This is a genomic window from Streptomyces sp. NBC_01808 (assembly GCF_035917395.1).
Classification (GTDB): Bacteria; Actinomycetota; Actinomycetes; order Streptomycetales; family Streptomycetaceae; genus Streptomyces.
On the sequence record NZ_CP109072.1, the window covers coordinates 4,786,831 to 4,802,509 of the forward strand.

Annotated in this window: 13 protein-coding genes, 2 pseudogenes and 1 riboswitch; of the genes and pseudogenes, 5 read left to right on the top strand and 10 right to left on the bottom strand. The window is 68.5% G+C overall.

Annotated elements, in window-relative coordinates:
• Positions 1 to 42: 42 nt before the first annotated feature.
• Positions 43 to 918: an RNA-guided endonuclease InsQ/TnpB family protein gene (locus tag OG946_RS21165; RefSeq protein ID WP_326797625.1), complete on the bottom strand. Its 876-nt coding sequence runs from the start codon at positions 916 to 918 to the stop codon at positions 43 to 45.
• Between the two features lie 128 nt (positions 919 to 1,046).
• On the opposite strand from OG946_RS21165, the gene OG946_RS21170 reads away from it, so the two are divergent.
• From OG946_RS21170 to OG946_RS21180, 3 genes are all read left to right on the top strand, one after another.
• Positions 1,047 to 2,318, top strand: coding sequence for a cytochrome P450 family protein (locus OG946_RS21170; protein WP_326797626.1), 1,272 nt, complete (start codon positions 1,047 to 1,049; stop codon positions 2,316 to 2,318).
• A 439-nt stretch (positions 2,319 to 2,757) separates the two neighbouring features.
• Positions 2,758 to 4,056, top strand: a complete 1,299-nt coding sequence (locus OG946_RS21175; protein WP_326797627.1) for a PP2C family protein-serine/threonine phosphatase — start codon at positions 2,758 to 2,760, stop codon at positions 4,054 to 4,056.
• A 254-nt stretch (positions 4,057 to 4,310) separates the two neighbouring features.
• Positions 4,311 to 4,453, top strand: a riboswitch (cyclic di-AMP (ydaO/yuaA leader).
• Positions 4,454 to 4,464: 11 nt separating this feature from the next.
• Positions 4,465 to 5,586, top strand: a complete 1,122-nt coding sequence (locus tag OG946_RS21180) for a M23 family metallopeptidase (RefSeq protein WP_326797628.1) — start codon at positions 4,465 to 4,467, stop codon at positions 5,584 to 5,586.
• 205 nt (positions 5,587 to 5,791) lie between these two features.
• Here OG946_RS21180 and OG946_RS21185 read toward each other — a convergent pair whose 3' ends face one another.
• The 3 genes and pseudogenes from OG946_RS21185 to OG946_RS21195 form a co-directional block, all read right to left on the bottom strand.
• Entirely contained in the window at positions 5,792 to 6,157 is a 366-nt protein-coding gene (locus tag OG946_RS21185) for a VOC family protein (protein ID WP_326797629.1), read from the bottom strand.
• Positions 6,158 to 6,208: 51 nt separating this feature from the next.
• Positions 6,209 to 6,967: a hypothetical protein gene (locus OG946_RS21190; RefSeq protein ID WP_326797630.1), complete on the bottom strand. Its 759-nt coding sequence runs from the start codon at positions 6,965 to 6,967 to the stop codon at positions 6,209 to 6,211.
• Between the two features lie 421 nt (positions 6,968 to 7,388).
• Positions 7,389 to 7,553: pseudogene (locus OG946_RS21195) on the bottom strand (DUF397 domain-containing protein); the annotation flags it as partial.
• A 324-nt stretch (positions 7,554 to 7,877) separates the two neighbouring features.
• Between OG946_RS21195 and OG946_RS21200 the strand changes: the two are divergent.
• A complete protein-coding gene (locus OG946_RS21200) occupies positions 7,878 to 9,122 on the top strand; it encodes a restriction endonuclease (RefSeq protein WP_326797631.1) in 1,245 nt (414 codons plus the stop codon).
• Between the two features lie 356 nt (positions 9,123 to 9,478).
• Here the strand turns inward: OG946_RS21200 and OG946_RS21205 are convergent.
• Positions 9,479 to 9,817, bottom strand: a pseudogene (locus OG946_RS21205) (transposase); the annotation flags it as partial.
• Positions 9,818 to 9,876: 59 nt separating this feature from the next.
• Entirely contained in the window at positions 9,877 to 10,338 is a 462-nt protein-coding gene (locus OG946_RS21210) for a very short patch repair endonuclease (protein ID WP_326797632.1), read from the bottom strand.
• A gap of 90 nt (positions 10,339 to 10,428) precedes the next feature.
• Between OG946_RS21210 and OG946_RS21215 the strand changes: the two genes are divergently transcribed.
• Positions 10,429 to 11,688, top strand: a complete 1,260-nt coding sequence (locus OG946_RS21215; protein WP_326797633.1) for a DNA cytosine methyltransferase — start codon at positions 10,429 to 10,431, stop codon at positions 11,686 to 11,688.
• Positions 11,689 to 11,703: 15 nt separating this feature from the next.
• Here OG946_RS21215 and OG946_RS21220 read toward each other — a convergent pair whose 3' ends face one another.
• The 4 genes from OG946_RS21220 to trmB all read right to left on the bottom strand — a co-directional run bounded on the left by OG946_RS21220 (position 11,704) and on the right by trmB (position 15,645).
• Positions 11,704 to 12,567: an NgoMIV family type II restriction endonuclease gene (locus OG946_RS21220; protein WP_326797634.1), complete on the bottom strand. Its 864-nt coding sequence runs from the start codon at positions 12,565 to 12,567 to the stop codon at positions 11,704 to 11,706.
• Between the two features lie 674 nt (positions 12,568 to 13,241).
• Positions 13,242 to 13,445 carry a hypothetical protein gene (locus OG946_RS21225; RefSeq protein ID WP_326797635.1) on the bottom strand — a complete coding sequence of 68 codons (204 nt, stop codon included), beginning with the start codon at positions 13,443 to 13,445 and terminating at the stop codon, positions 13,242 to 13,244.
• 58 nt (positions 13,446 to 13,503) lie between these two features.
• Entirely contained in the window at positions 13,504 to 14,682 is a 1,179-nt protein-coding gene (locus OG946_RS21230; protein WP_442814436.1) for a PrsW family intramembrane metalloprotease, read from the bottom strand.
• Between the two features lie 204 nt (positions 14,683 to 14,886).
• Complete coding sequence (gene trmB / locus OG946_RS21235; RefSeq protein WP_326797636.1) at positions 14,887 to 15,645, bottom strand: tRNA (guanosine(46)-N7)-methyltransferase TrmB; 759 nt, start codon at positions 15,643 to 15,645, stop codon at positions 14,887 to 14,889.
• Positions 15,646 to 15,679 lie beyond the last annotated feature (34 nt).

The window sequence follows — 15,679 nt, forward strand, 5'->3', positions numbered from 1 at the left end:
ACAGGACGGCCACGGGTCGCATCCACCACAGGAGAGGAGGTGCTAGGTCTCTTGCAGTGCGGGACTGTTGACGAAGCCCCACGCCAGGCGTGCGCGCTCACGCACGTTGACCCCGGCGACGTGGTCGGCCGGGCCAGCGAGCCCGCACCGACGACAACGAAAGTGATCCCGGGTCGGCCGATTGCCGCGCTCGGTATGGCCGCAGCGCGGGCAGCGCTGCGAGGTATGGCGGGCGTCGACTTCGAGAAACGCCACACCGGCCCGGCGGCACTTGTACGCCAGGTACTCACCGAGCTGTCGGAACGGCCAGGAGGAGAGCGCGGCCCGCTGGTCGCGGGAAGGCCGTACCCGTTCGCGGATTCCGCCGAGGTCCTCGACGGCGACGCCGCGTCCGGTGCGTTGTGCGACGGCCACGATCTCCTTGCTGATCTCGTGGTTGGTGTGGGCGGCATGCCGGGTCTCCCGGCGGGCCATCCGCTTGGCCCGCCGGGATGCGCTGCGGGTCTGTCTGGCCTGCAGTTCCGCCCTCTTACGGGCCCGCCAGCGCCGGTAGCGCCCAAGGCGACGACCCTGGTAATTGGTGCCGTCGCTGGCGGTGGCCAGATTCGCCATGCCCCGGTCCACACCGACCCAGCCCCTCGGCTCCGACACCGTGGGCTCGGGCACCTCACAAACGGCGAGGAGCAGCCACTTCCCGGCACGGTGCACGAGATCACTCTCGCCCTTGCGGTACTTCACCAGCAGCGCCACCTGCTCCGGATGCCCGGCGTAACACAGGCCCTTCAGGCGCCCGGCGGTGGTCCAGATACTGACCGTGCGGGCGTCGTTCGCCGCGGCATTGCAGGCGTGCAGCGTCCGTTGCAGTGCCGACGCATCTTCGGGCGTCGGCAGCAACCTGACCTGCACCACCAGCTTCATGCACGCAACCTACCGGCAGCCACTGACAACCCCTCCTATGCTGCGGAAACCGCTCTGCTCCCCGACGTCAGCATCAGGATTCGACTCTGCCCCGACCCGAAGGCCGGGGCCTCCTCGGAAGGTCATCCGTGAACTGCCCGCACGCCGCCGGCTCCGCCGCCGCCCCGACCGGCTCCGGGGCCCTCCCCGGGCCGCTGGCCATCGACCCGCTCGTACGCGACCTCGCGGGCGAGACCGCGCTCCTGTGCGCCGCCGCCCCGCTCACCCGGATCGAACTGCTCGGCGCGCCCGCATGGACCGTCACGCGGCACGCCGAGGCCCGCCAACTGCTCACCGACGCCCGGCTGGTCAAGGACATCGGCGCCTGGCGGCTGTGGCAGACCGGCGAGGTCACGGCGGAGTGGCCGCTGATCGGGATGGTCAACCCGGGCCGGTCGATGTTCACGGTCGACGGCGCCGAGCACCGGCGGCTGCGGGCCAAGACGGCGCAGGCCATCACGCCGCGGCGGCTCGACGCGCTGCGGCCGGTGGTCGAGCGGGTGACGGCCGAGCTGCTGGACTCCCTGGAGGCCGCGGCGGCCGAGGGCGACGGGGTGGTCGACCTCAAGGAGGTCTTCGCGCAGCCGCTGCCGATGCGGGTGGTGTGCGCGCTCATGGGCGTCGCGGAATCGGAGATACCGCGGCAGATGCGCCTGTGGAAAGCCTTCTTCTCCATGCTCACGCCGCAGGACGAGCGGCTCGCGGTGATGGCGGAACTCGACCGCGTGTTCACGGACATGGTGCGGCAGAAGACCGCCGAGCCCGCCGACGACCTCACGAGCGCGCTGATCCTCGCCGACGAGGGCGGCGAGCCGCTGACGGAGGAAGAGGTCGTCGGCAACCTGAAGTCCATGATCGCCGCCGGGCACGAGACCACGATCACGCTCCTGCTCACCACCGTGCGCGGACTGCTGACCCACCCCGAGCAACTCGGCCTGGTCCGCGAGGGCAAGGTGACGTGGGAGACGGCGATCGAGGAGGCGCTGCGCTACGACCCGCCGGTGACCCACCTGCTGATGCGGTTCGCGACGGAGGACATCGAGATCGCCGGCACGGTGATCGAGAAGGGCGAGGGCGTCGTCATCTCGTACCGCGCGATCGGGCGCGACGCCGGGCACCACGGGGCGGACGTGGACGCCTTCGACGTGACGCGGGCGACGCCGATCCGGCACATGACCTTCGGGCACGGGCCGCACATCTGCCCCGGCGCGGCGCTGTCCCGGCTGGAGGCGGCGGTGGCGCTGCCGGCGCTCTTCGCCCGGTTCCCGGGGCTGCGGGCGGCGGTGCCGCTGGGGGAGCTGCGCAACCTGCCGGTACTGACGCAGAACGACCTGGAGTCCTTCCCGGTACGCCTCGCCTGACGCCGGCTGACGCGGCCTGGCGCGGCCTGGCGCGGCCTGGCGCGGCCTGGCGCGGCCTGGCGCCGCCTGGCGCCGGCTGGCACCGGACGCCTTGGCGCCTGACGGCGACTGACGCTTGACGGCTGACAGATGACGTCAGTTGTCCGAGGGGCGCGTGGGGCGCCGGGAGAGCGGGGGCGCGCGCGGGCGCCGCGCGCGCCGGAGCCGGGCGGCCCTATACCCGTTCGGCTGTACCCTCTGCGTGCGGTCCGCCGGTCCGCGACTCGTCTGCCCTCACACCCTGGCCGCAATGACGCCCGAAACGCCACCTGTAACCCGCCTGGGCCCCGCCCGGTCGCCGTCCCGCCCGGGCCGCGGAACCCTGAACGACGATGGCAAGCGCCCGCGTGTCGGCCGTACAGGGAGGACAGCGCAGGAAGGGCAGCGCAGGAAAGGGCAGGTGCAGCCGGTGCGGGAGGACGGCGCGCAGAGCGCGGGGCAGGCCGAGGGCGGTCCGCAGGACGCGGAGCGCGGCTCGCACGGCGAGGGGCGCGCCCCGTACGAGAACGGGCGGGCCTACCGCGTGGGAAGCGGTGCGCTGGACCTGGCGGTCCGGACCCGCCGCCCCGACGCCCCCGGCGGTGAGCGGCGGGTCCGCTGGGTGCTGCGGTGGCTGCCGGCCGCGTTGATCGTCGTGGGGGCGGTGTTCTTCTGGTTCACGCCGGAAGGGCTGCGGTCCTCGCCGATATTCGAGACCACCCCGCTGGTCGCCGCTGCGCTGCTCACCCTGCGCGGCACCGTCGTCGTTGCCGTCGCCGCCCTGGTGGTGGACGTCACGCTCGAAATCCTCAACGGCACCGCCACGGGCCCCGACGCGCTCACCCAGATGGTGTCGCAGGTCGTGCTCGGCGCCCTGGCGATCGGCATCAACCTCCTCATCCAGCGCAACTACCGCAGGCTGGCCTCCGCCCGCCACGTCGCGGTCGCCGCGCAGCGCGCCGTGCTGCCGAATCCGCCGGACGGCTTCGGCACGCTGCGGGTCGCCGCCCGCTACCAGGCCGCTGACGCCGACGCCCGGATCGGCGGCGACCTCTACGCCGTGCAGGAGGGCCCGTACGGCGTGCGCTGCATCGTCGGCGACGTACGCGGCAAGGGGCTGGAGGCGGTGGAGTCCGTGGCGGTCGTCATCGGTGCCTTCCGGGAGGCGGCCGAGGAGGAGGCGGGGCTCGAAGGAGTCGCGCGGCGGCTGGAACGCGCGCTGCAGCGCCAGGAGACGGGGCGCAGCGGCCTCGACCGGGTGGAGGGGTTCACGACCGCGGTGCTGGCGGAGGTCGACCGCGAGGGCGGCGCGCTGCGGCTGCTCAACCGCGGCCATCCGGCGCCCCTGCTGCTGGGGTCGGACGGCGCGGCACGCACGCTGCACCCGCACGAGCACGCGCTGCCGCTGGGCATGGGCGACCTGGGTACGTGGCCGGACGAGCTGATGGAGGTGGCGTTCCCGCCGGGCGCGGCGCTCGTTCTGTTCACGGACGGCGTGACCGAGGCGCGGAACAAGGCGGGTGTCTTCTACGACCCCCTGACCCGGCTGGACGGCCGGCTGTTCGACGGCCCGCACGAACTCCTGGACACCCTCCTGGACGACGTGACCCGCCATACGGGCGGAAGGGTCGCGGACGACATGGCGCTGTTCGCCCTCGCCCGCTCCCGTACACCGTTCGGAGAGCCGCCGGACTCGCCCTCGGCTATTCACACTCCGTAGTGGAATAGCACCCCTCCGCATAACAACTGATGCACGATCAGCTAACGACCGGACCTCACTGCACGTAGTCGGGCCGTCAACTTGTCCGTTTCCGCTGGTGCATGCCCGGATCGTCCGCGGCAAAGCACAACTGAATAACGGGAACGACTTGGAATCGAACGCCGTCGTCCGCTAGCGTGCGGTAACGCAGCGCGGTCGTCACTGCCGTCGTAAGAGGCGGCACCGTGCGCCGTCGCCGAATCCCGCACGTCACAACTGCAGCAACGGCAACACCTAGGGAACCGGGGAACCACCACCTTGGGGTGAATCGGGCCAACCTCCGCGAGGAGGCGGCCCGTAGGAGACCTTCCTGCTCCGAACCCGTCAGCTAACCCGGTAGGCGAGAAGGAAGGAAAGGAGTACGCCTTCGTGGCGTCCTACAGGTCTGGGCCTGGCTACGGCCATGGCTATGACGATTACGGCTACGACGGCTATGCGTCCGGCGGCTACGCCCCCGAGGGGTATGCGCCCACCGGTTACGCCGCCGAAGAGCCGGTCGACGAAGTCCTCCCCGAGGACGACCTTCCCTCCCGCGGCCGCCGGCGCCTCCCCCGGCAGCGCGGTGGCAGCATGGCGCGCAGCGGCGCCGTACTCGGCGTGGGCGTCTTCGCCGCCGTCGGCGCGGGCAGCATGGCCACGGCGCAGGAGAAGCCCCCGGTCGCGATATCCATGCCCGACCAGGTCGACACCGTCGCGAGCCAGATAAGCGCGCAACTCCCGGACGCGGAGAGCCTGCCGGGCGTCGGCGACCTGATGCCGAGCGAGGAGGAGCCCGCTTCCGACACGGTCGTCACCACGGCTCCGCTCACCCAGGTCAGCTACGCCAGCGACACCGACACCGCGAACCAGCCCGCCGACTCCGGCGAGGCCCTGCGGGCGCGCATCCTGGAGCAGGCCGAGCAGCAGCAGGCGGAGGCCGACGCCTCTGCCCGCGCGGCCGCCGAGGCCGAGGCCGCCCAGCAGGCGGCCGAGGAGGCCGCCGAGGCGAAGGCGCAGGAAGAGGAGCGCCAGCGCCGCCTGGAGGAGGAGCGCCGCCGCAAGGCGGAGGAGGAGGCCCGCCGCAAGGCGGAGGCCGAGCGCCTCGCCAAGCTCGCCGCCAGCTACGTGGCCCCGGTCGCGAACTACACGCTCACCTCGACGTTCGGCGAGTCCGGCGACATGTGGGCCGCGGGCCACACGGGCCAGGACTTCGCCGCTTCCACCGGCACCCCGGTCAAGGCCGTGCACGGCGGCACGATCACCGAGGCCGGCTGGGCCGGCTCGTACGGCTACCGCATCGTCCTCACGCTCGAAGACGGCACCGAAGTCTGGTACTGCCACCTGTCCTCCATCATCCAGTCCTCCGGCGAGGTCACGACCGCCGACGTCATCGGGCGCGTAGGCGCCACGGGCAATGTCACCGGCCCGCACCTGCACCTTGAGGTACGACCCGGCGGCGGGGACGCAGTGGACCCCCTCGCCTGGCTGCGCAACAACGGCGCCCCGGTCTGATCGACCCGGCGGGCCCAGCGCCCCGGCCCCGGTGGCCGGGACCGACGGCCCGCCGCACGGACCGCAAGCCCCCATAAACCCCTCTCCCACGTCTCCGGCGTGCCCGAACGCAACTTCCCCCGTGGCGTCCGAGCGCGCACCGAGACCGCCGGCGGCCCTGGTGGCCGACCCCCCGACACCAGGGCCGTCGGCATTTTCCCGGGACCTACTCCCCGGGCCCGCAGAGGCAGAACGGATGCCCGGCGGGATCGGCGAACACCGGACAACTGCCTCCCTCTTCGGAGAGCCGCGTGGCCCCGAGCCGCAGCGCCAGCTCGCCCGCGGCGGTGGAGTCGTCGACGCCGAAGCAGATGTGCATCTGCTGGGGGTAGGTGCGATCGAGGTCCGGCCAGAGTGGCGGCCGGTAGCCTTCGACTTCCTCGAATGCCAGCCGTGGAAAGCTGCCTTCGTCCTTGGCGATCACCATCCAGTCCTCGCGAATGACCCGCATGCCGAGCAACTGCGTGTAGAAGTCGGCGAGCTGACGGGCGTCGGCGCAGTCGAGCACGATGTTCCTGACGTAGGCGTCCATGGGGGTCACCCTGCCACGCACCTCGGACACCGCAGGTAAACCGGCGGCGACTCAGGCAGCCGCGGTGGCCTTGGCAGCGGCGTCCGAGGCAGCGGCACTGGCGGCGGCGCCGGCACGGGCTGCCGCACCGGCAACCGCATGAGCAGCCGCGGCAGTGCCGGCGGCGGTGCCACGGGACTCCCCGGCGGCGGCGGTGCCACGGGACTCCCCGGCGGCGATCTCGCCCAGGGCGGCGCGGATGGTGTGGAGCATCCGCTGGGGCCGCTCGAAGACGTCGGCCGCGGTGAACCGCAGCATGCGCCGGACCTCGGGACAGCGCCCCAGGTCGTTGAAGCGCTCGACGTCGGCGAGATGAGCGGCCCGGCTGCCGTGGAAGCCGTAGCCCTCGATCTCCACGACGAGCCCCGCCGCCGGGAAGAAGAAGTCCACCCGTATCCGCCGGCCGTTGGGCGCGGTGAACGGCATTTGGCTGAGCGGCCGCAGCCCGGCATCGTACATCCGCAGCCGCGCCACGGTCTCCGCGGGCGACCCGGAGCGCGGATCGACGAGCGCCAGCCGCTGCCGCGCCTGGACCACACCTCGCCGCTGCCCGATCCCGGCAAGGGCCTCGGAGACCGCATGCAGATCGGTCACCTGCTCCCGCCACCTCCGCGGCCACCCACCGCCGGGCCCCAACGGCCGCCGGGTCAAGGCGGACTCCACGGCCACGAGCGCCGCATCCCGCTCCGCCGTACGCAGCAGGTCGACGAGGGTCCGCGCGGCGTCGGTGACCCGCAGCCCGGCGACGTTGACGATCTCCCTGTCACTCACCGCGGTCCGATGCAGCACGCATCCCTCGGGCGCCCGCCCCCGCCCCCGCACGTGCGTGAACTCAGGCCGCACAGCGAGCACTTCGACCCCGAGCAGATGAGCCGCCGCACTGTGACTGACGACCAGCTCCGGCCGCCCGGCCTGAGCCACCCGCAACCGCAGCCGCAGATCCCCAACCCGCCCCGGCTCCACCCACACCCCGGCCCGAACCTTCCGCCACCCCTCCTTCCGCAACCGCCGCACCAACACCCCGGACGACCACCCGGCCGCCAAAGCCTCGGCACAAACCAACACCCCACCATTCCCCGCCGCCAACGCACCCAGCGACCCAATTTCCCCCGTCATGCCCCCACCCTCTCCCGGATCCCCACCCTCCGCTTCCCCCTGTGGATAACTCCCGCACCAGGGGCCTTTGGACAGGTCAGAAGCGCTCGGAGAACTCCCCGTCCCGAACGCCCGCAACGAAGGCCCGCCAACCCTCGGCAGAGAACGCGAGGGCAGGTCCACCGGGATCCTTGCTGTCCCGCACAGGAACAACGCCGAAGGCGGCAACGGCCGGCGCCCACTCGACACAACCGCCGCCGTCGCGCCGCTGCTGAAGGTGGACTTGACCTACCGGAGAGTGGTGATCACCAGGGGAGGGCCTCCCTCTACTGAGCGGATGACGTTTGCTGAAGTCGGTTGGGGACAGGGGATCCCTGCTGACCGGCGGTAATCGCAATGACGCCACCCGTAGCCAGCGAAGAGGTCCATCACACGTAGCGGCTGCATCAGCCCCCTCCCGAGATCACTCAAGTGCGTGCAAAGGATCTTACGCAGGGGCACTGACACCTTCACGGGCCGCCGGACTGAGCAACCAATCCAGCCGCTCGATCACGGCTGTCAGTGCCTGCTGGTAGACCTTGTTGGCATGACCCTCGCTGCCGCTTCCGAGCCCCACGTAGCGTTCGCGGACCTGGAAGCCTCTGATCTTCTCGTCGATGCCCTCTACGCCGGCGGCACGAGTGGCCACACCGGCGACGATCCCATCTCGAAACTTGTAAAGGGTGTTGGCAACCAAGGCGGCTTCCGGTTCTCCGGCTCTCCGGCCAAGGGGACCGTGAGGTTGGCTGTGCTCTACACGAGCGGCAGCGATGTCAACTGGCCCGACCATCTGGACATCGAGACGGGCACTTTCACGTACTACGGCGACAACAAGAAGCCGGGCCAAGGCCTCCACAACACCCCACGGGCTGGAAACGTCCTCCTCCGGGACACCTTCGCCGCATCCCACGGAACCGCAGATGACCGGGCCAAGGTGCCTCCGTTTTTCCTGTTCGAGAAGGCAGGCATCTCCGGTCGGGCCGTACGCTTCCGCGGGCTGCTAGCACCCGGCGGACCGACCCTCACATCTGACGAGGAGCTCGCTGCCATCTGGCGCACGACGTCAGGACTCCGGTTCCAGAACTACCGTTCACACTTCACCGTCCTCGACCACGACAGGATTTCACGCGGCTGGATTCAGCACCTGCTCGACGGCGGTGACCCTCTGGCCGGTGAGTGTCCCGATGTCTGGTGCACTTGGGTTGAGGGACGCGTCTACCGGCCACTGCTGGCGCCGGCGACTACCGTCATCCGCTCCAAGGCCGACCAACTCCCGGGTGACGCCCTAGGTACGGCCATGCTGGAGGAGATCCGCGAGTACTTCCGCGAGCGGGAGCACGACTTCGAGGCGTGTGCCGTGGCAATCTGGCGTCTGATCGCCCGGAACACCGGACCAGTCGACCTCACGCGCCCCAGCCGGGACGGGGGGCGCGATGCCGTCGGCATGTATGGTCTCGGGCCGGCATCCAGTCGCATCTCCATAGACTTCGCTCTCGAAGCCAAGTGCTACGGCGTCGGCAACTCTGTTGGTGTGCGGGAGGCCTCACGTCTGATCTCCCGAATCAGGCATAGAAACTTCGGCGTGCTGGTGACCACGTCATACTTTCAGAAGCAGGTTCAGGAAGAAGTCCACGAGGATGGCCACCCGATCGTTCTCATCGCTGGCCGAGACGTGATTGACGCCCTACGCCACAACGGCCGCACGACTGTTGGCGCCGTCCGCCAGTGGCTCGAGCAGAGCTTCCCGAAGGTGCAACTATGCCAGCCGGAGCATGGCCTATTTGCGGACTGACAATGCACTTAGCGCAGCCTCTGGGCTCTTGACCTGCTGAAGTGTGTGCACGAACGCGCCCTCCGAAGCCGGTGCGAAGGTTCGAATCCTGTCGGGAGTACTCCAAGACCCCGTGACCAGGGCAAGCGTTGAGGACGGGGTCTTCTCGCGTGTGCAGCCGAAGGCCGCCGGATCCGGCTCCATGTCACCGGTCACGTAATGATCACGTATGATCTTGGCCGCTTCCTTAGCAGGTCGACGGCCGTTCTTCACTAATGCCAAGCCCACAGCGGGCATCGGCACGATCCCAGACCCTCAGGCCACAGCGCCAGGGGCGGGACTGTCAACTTTTCGGTGTAAATGAGTTAGTCTGTGGGTTAGTTGCGGGCTGCTGAGAGTCGGCCGTCGAAGGCCAGGTCGAAGGCGTTCAGGGCGCGCTTCCAGCGGCTGGACCAGCGTTTGCGGCCGGTGCCGGTGGGATCCAGGCTCATCACCGCGAGGTAGATGCACTTCATCGCGGCGGCCTCGGACGGGAAGTGCCCGCGGGCGCGGACGGCCCGGCGGATGCGGGCGTTGACGGACTCGATCGCGTTCGTGGTGCACACGATCCGGCGGATCTCGGCGTCGAAGGCCAGGAACGGCACGAACTCCGCCCAGGAGTTCTCCCACAACCTGATGATCGCCGGGTACTTCTCGCCCCAGGTCTCGGTGAACTCCAGGCCGCAGCGAGTCTGCGGAGCGCATGATGGATGTCGGCTCGGTCTGAGCGGACGACTTACCGCCGCGTCCTCCTCTGCTCAGGTGATGCTGCTTCCAGCACCGACAGGATGTGCTCCGCGGCATCTCCGGGATCCTCGTGCTCCCAGACGCGCACCACGGTCCAGCCAGCGTCTTGGAGAGCGGCGTCCGCGTTCCGGTCGCGGGCAATGTTCCGTTCGAGCTTGGGGCCCCAGTAGCCTCCGTTCACGCTTGGCTGCCGACCGTGCTCGGGGCAGCAGTGCCAGAAACAGCCATCGACGAAGACGGCGACGCGCGCGCGTGTGAACAGTATGTCCGGCCGCGGGCGGGCACCTTCAAGATCCAGACGGACATCGACGCGGTACCGCTTGCCGGCTGCATGCAGGAGCGACCGGATCGCCCGTTCTGGTTTGGTGTCTCTGCGCCTGATGGCGGCCATGTTCCGTGACCTGCCGGGCGTGGGTGGCGTCAGGCTTTCGGGGTTGCTCCTGTGGGACATCGCACACACCGTAGCGGGAAACTGTCAGACCCACGGTGTTGGATGGGTCAGGATTGTAGGCGGATGCTGCTCGGACTTGGAGGTACAAGCGTGGCTGATCTGTCGGTCGTGGAGATCTGCGCGGGCGCAGGTGGTCAGTCGCTGGGCCTGGAGCTTGCGGGGTTCAGCCACGCCCTGGCGGTGGAGCTTGACGCGAACGCGGCGACTACCCTCCGGGAAAATCGGCCAAAATGGGACATCCGGAAGGGGGATGTGGCCGACAAGGAATTGTGGGACCCGCGGGAATTCGCCAATGTGAGTCTTCTTGCAGGCGGTGTGCCTTGCCCTCCGTTCTCGATTGCGGGAAAGCAACTCGGTGCCACCGATGAGCGTGATCTCTTTGCCTGGGCCGTGGAATTGGCAGCCGTGATGAAGCCGCGTGCCCTGCTCCTCGAAAATGTCCGCGGTCTGTCGATGCCCCGATTCGCTGCGTACCGGCAGCACGTCAAGGACCGGCTGAAGGACATGGGTTACTGGTCTGACTGGAAGCTGCTTGAGGCCCGGGATTATGGGGTCCCTCAGCTCCGTCCGCGCTTCGTGCTGATTGCTTTGCGTCCGGAGGATGCGAAGTGGTTCGAGTGGCCGAAAGAGGACCCATATACGGGCACTGTAGGGACGGCACTGTACAAACTGATGGCGCAGGAAAACTGGCCTGGTGTCGAGAGGTGGGCTGCGGGAGCAAATAATATTGCCCCAACTATTGTAGGCGGCTCCAAGAAGCACGGCGGAGCGGATCTGGGTCCCACCCGCGCGAAAGCTGCGTGGCGGGCACTGGGCGTCGACGCCCTGGGCGTTGCCGACGCGCCCCCGAACGAATCACACCCAGTCGGCTATGTCCCGAAGCTCACGACGGAAATGGTGGCGCGCATCCAGGGTTGGGGGGATTCCCCCGAGTACGATTGGAACTTTACCGGACGGAAGACGACTCGCTACCGGCAGATTGGCAACGCGTTCCCGCCGCCTGTGGCGCGGGCCGTGGGGAGTTCCATCGTGAACGCCTTCAGGCAGAACGGGAATCCTAAGAATCTGGCGGATGTAGAGGAAGAGATCCTGCATGACCCGCTCTATATTGCATTGAAGAACGCATCGAATTCTCTCACCGAGAGGGAACTTGTAAGTGCCGCTGGCGTGAAGATGGATTCTCAGGAGTTCGAGCGCCGGATGGCACACCTAGCGCGTGATTTCGTGATTGACGAGGACGACCGACTCGACGGCCGTGCGTACCGTCTCGCGGGCTTCAAGGGGTTCATTGGCCAGGAAATTCACGAGAGGCACGCACGGTTCGCGGAGATGCGAGCGAGGATCAGCTAACCTTCACACATGCCTCTATACGGTGAGGTCTAGTGGCAGGTCGCTGATGTCGCGGAGACGCTTCCCAGCGATCAACGTGCCGAGCATGTTGATCGCCTCATCGTTGCCGGTTTGATCGACGGCCTCGATGAGTTCGGGCAGGGAAATGTGGTACACGGTATCAATGTCTCCAGTCCCCAGAGCGAGCGATGCGAGCCTAGATGGAGTGGGCTCTCCGGTCACGACCGCGATGTGCGGTGTGCGGCCCTTGCGGTTGCGAAGGATGTTCAGGGCTTCTGAGCGGGCGTTCTGGGCTCGGTCGCTACGCAGCGTCCACTTGCAGGACACGATAGCGTGGACGATGGGCTGTTCCTGGTTCATCCTCCTAATAATGGCATATTGGCCTGAATCCGCATCGACAAGCTCACGCTGGCCATTGATCACTTCGTCTGGCTCCGGATTGCGTAGCACCAGAATGTCTGGGCTGATCTCGTACGAGTTACCCAGCACGGAGGCGAGAGTGCGATCGTTCTTAATTGCGCGAGCGAGATCGGCCAGGTGCGTGTATGGCTCATACTTGGCGATCTGATAGTCGGCTCGTGACCCGCCGAAATTCTTGATTGTCCAGTCACCCGGGCGGAGAGACTGAAATGCGGGGAAGGTGGCCGCGAGGAATCGTTCGACAGCCTCTTCAAATTGCTTTCCGAGCCGCTGGCCGTCGAGCTTCTTCTCAACGGTCTGCGCTGAAAGCTCCTTTGCTATATGTAGCGCAATGGCCAGACTGGTCTTCTGCCCACCGTCTGCATTCGATGCCACATCATTCAGCGACAAGGAGAGGGTCTCTTTGCCCACGAGATCCGCATGGAAATTCTTCCTTGCCACTGTAAGTAGCGCCGTCATCTGTTACGTGCCTCCTCATGGCTGCCGAGATTCTTCTGCGAGTAGGCGATAGACTCGTCTCGCTCGTCATGAGCGAGTACACAGACCTGATCGTAGACACGGTCAGGTTCCGAGCGGGGTGTCCCGCCGGAGCTAGCCGAGAAAAGTGCGGTTCTTCTCCCGGTCCAGGCGCCTAACCCGGTAGGAGTCGCGTCGCGAACAGGCTCGTTGTGCCTGGCGCACTCAGTCCGCCAATTATCAACAGCATCACCGGCACCGCGAGCCCGAAGGCGTTCCTGTGGGACACGATGCCCGATGGTGACCCTGACCCTGTTCTCCCGCAGTGCGACCTGGTGCTCGCTCATACTGAATGTGCCACCGACTTGCCTGTTGAGCCATAGAAAAGAAGCGATTCTGCGAGTTTGCCCGAACCGCTGACATGTGTCGGGGTAGCACGAAAGCCCACAAAGGGGATTTCCGCCCGGGTCTGTGGGCCGGTCTACCTCGCTCTTTTCAGCCGGCATGCAGATGAGTATCTCCCACACGCCTCCAAGATCACAAAGGTATCGACTATTCAGCGGCTCGCATGAGCCAGGCAAGGCGGAGAGAGGGAAGATCGGGTGGGGCTCTTCGGGCGGGGCCGGGGTGCCTGGTCGGTCGGAAGTTGATGACGGTCTTCTCGCCGAGCGGGAGGTCTATTCGGGGGAAACGCCATCGTGGGTGTGCCAGCGGGCCACGGGGTGGTAGAGGGTGCCGTTGTTGCCCGAGTTGGTGGCGAGGCAGACGACCTGGCCCTCGGCGGTGGCGCCGGTGCGGCGGAGGGTTCGGGCGCGGCGGATGCCCGTGTAGCCGATGGTGAAGAAGCTCGCGCCGAGGAGTAGCGGGCTGAGTGCGAACAATCAGCCGGCACCCATGTCGGCTTCGACGCCGTGGTGCTGCGGGTGGCTGCGGGGACCCTCAGATGTGGGGAGCCTTCGCCGGGTGGGGGGAGACCGGGGGTGGGGGCCAGGGGGGTGGGTTGGTGGTGTAGGCGGCTCTGGTGAGGGCTGGTTGGGCTATCGCCTTGTGCTGCCACATCCTTGCCAGCAGGGCTTCTTCGCGTGTCGCGTAGTCCTTCGCTGGGCGGCCCTGCGTGGCCTGGGCGCGGAGCAGGGCCAGGGTGGTCGCCGCGCGTTCGTAGTCGGCCACCGCGCGGCGGGCCTCGTCGCCGTGGGCGTGGCGGGCCAGGCTGCGGGCTATCTTGCGGATGCGCAGGGAGGAGAGGGCCACCGGTTCCGCGGGGACCAGCCAGCCGGCTTGGGCGTAGGCGGGGAGCTGGGTGCGTATCGTGCGGAGTTTGCCGCCACGGGACCAGACCGCCAGCCACACCAGCAGGCCGAACACCGGCGCCATCACGAAGGCGTACGCGCCGAGGAAGGCGTAGCCGTTCATCACCGCCGAGCCGTTCCACAGCGCGTGCATCGCGATCGCCAGCAGCAGGCCGGCCACCGGCAGGAGCACGCGGCGTAGGCGCTGGCCGGCGAGCGTCATGGCCGCCAGGCCGAAGCCTATGCCCGCCATCGCCGTGAACAGCGGGTGCGCGAACGGGGAGAAGACGATCCGGGCGATGAACGTCACGGTCACCGTCGCCAGGGGGCCGGAGTCGCCGAAGGTCTGGTTCTCCTCGTACGCCCTGCCCAGGTACAGGATGTTCTCGGTGAACGCGAAGCCCGTGCCGATGATCCCCGCCAGCACCAGGCCGTCGACCAGGCCGGAGAAGTAGTGCCTGCGGAAGAGGAACAGCAGCAGTATCGCCGCCGCCTTCGCGCTCTCCTCCACCACCGGCGCCACGACCGCCATCCCCCACAGGTCCGCCTCGCGTGACGACGCCGTCGGCAGGCCGGTGGCGATCCAGCGGGCGGCGAAGGTGTTCGCCAGCATCGCGACGAGCGTCGCGGCGAAGGCGCCCCAGGCGAACGCGAAGATGCGGTAGCGCCACGGCCCCGGCGCCACCCGGTCCAGCCATAGGAAGCCCGCGATCAGCAGCGGCACCGGCAGCAGCGCCAGCCCGCTGCCCAGGAGCATCCCGTGCGTGCCGGTCTCCGTCCACACCAGCCACAGGATCGCCAGGCCCGCCAGCGTCAGCACGGTCGCCACCGCGCCTATTCGTACGCCCCTTCTGCGCCAGAACCGTCGGCCGGCGGGAGGGGTGTGTGCAGTGGGTTCCGCCGCTTTCGGGCGTGCGTCCTCGTACTCCGGGCGCGGACCGAATTCCTCGGGCTCCCGCGGCCGGGTCATGAGCTGAGCGCCTTCGTACCGCACCCTTCGACCCTAGCCAGTCCTCCCGCCGCGCGCGACGGGCTATTTATCGCGGATGCGGCGGAAGAGCAGATCGTTCACGATGTGCCCCTTTCCGAGCCCCTGCCCCTCGAAGCGCGTACGCGGGCGGAAGTCCGGCCGCGGCGCGTAGCCGCCGGGGTGGGTGTTCTCGAAGTACGGCGACGCCTCCAGCGTCTCCAGCATCCACTCCGCGTACGGCTCCCAGTCCGTCGCGCAGTGCAGCACCGCCCCCGGCGCCATCCGCGACGCCGCCAGCGCCAGGAACTCCGGCTGGATGAGCCGGCGCTTGTGGTGCCTCTTCTTGGGCCACGGGTCCGGGAAGTAGATCCGTATCCCCGCCAGCGCACCCGGGGGCAGCATCTCGCGCAGCAGGATGACGGCGTCGCCGTTGCCGATGCGTACGTTCGTCAGGCCGCGCTGCTCGATGAGCCGCAGCAGGTTGCCCTGGCCCGGGGTGTGGACGTCGACGGCGAGGATGCCGGTCGCGGGGTCGGCGGCGGCCATGTCGGCGGTCGCCTCGCCCATGCCGAAGCCGATTTCGAGGACGACGGGGAGGCCGCAGAAGAGGGCGTCGAGATCGAGTACGGACGCGCCGTCGATGTCGAAGCCCCACTTCGGCCAGAGCCGCTGCAGGGCCTCGCCCTGCGCGAGGGTCACGCGGCTGCGGCGCGGCACGAAGGAGCGGATACGGCGCTCGTTGTGCGGCCCGGCGGGCGCGGGCGCGGGGCCGTCGGGGAACCTGGGCTGGGGACGATCGTGCTGATCGGGGTGGTCGGACACAGTGCCCCCATTTTACGAAGGCCCCGAGCAGGTG

Excerpts from the sequence above, each read along its gene's own strand:
- OG946_RS21165 (WP_326797625.1), bottom strand. The coding sequence starts at position 918 with ATGAAGCTGGTGGTGCAGGTCAGGTTGCTGCCGACGCCCGAAGATGCG.
- OG946_RS21185 (WP_326797629.1), bottom strand. The coding sequence starts at position 6,157 with ATGGACGCCTACGTCAGGAACATCGTGCTCGACTGCGCCGACGCCCGT.
- OG946_RS21200 (WP_326797631.1), top strand. The coding sequence starts at position 7,878 with ATGACCCTCGCTGCCGCTTCCGAGCCCCACGTAGCGTTCGCGGACCTG.
- OG946_RS21210 (WP_326797632.1), bottom strand. The coding sequence starts at position 10,338 with ATGTCCCACAGGAGCAACCCCGAAAGCCTGACGCCACCCACGCCCGGC.
- OG946_RS21220 (WP_326797634.1), bottom strand. The coding sequence starts at position 12,567 with ATGACGGCGCTACTTACAGTGGCAAGGAAGAATTTCCATGCGGATCTC.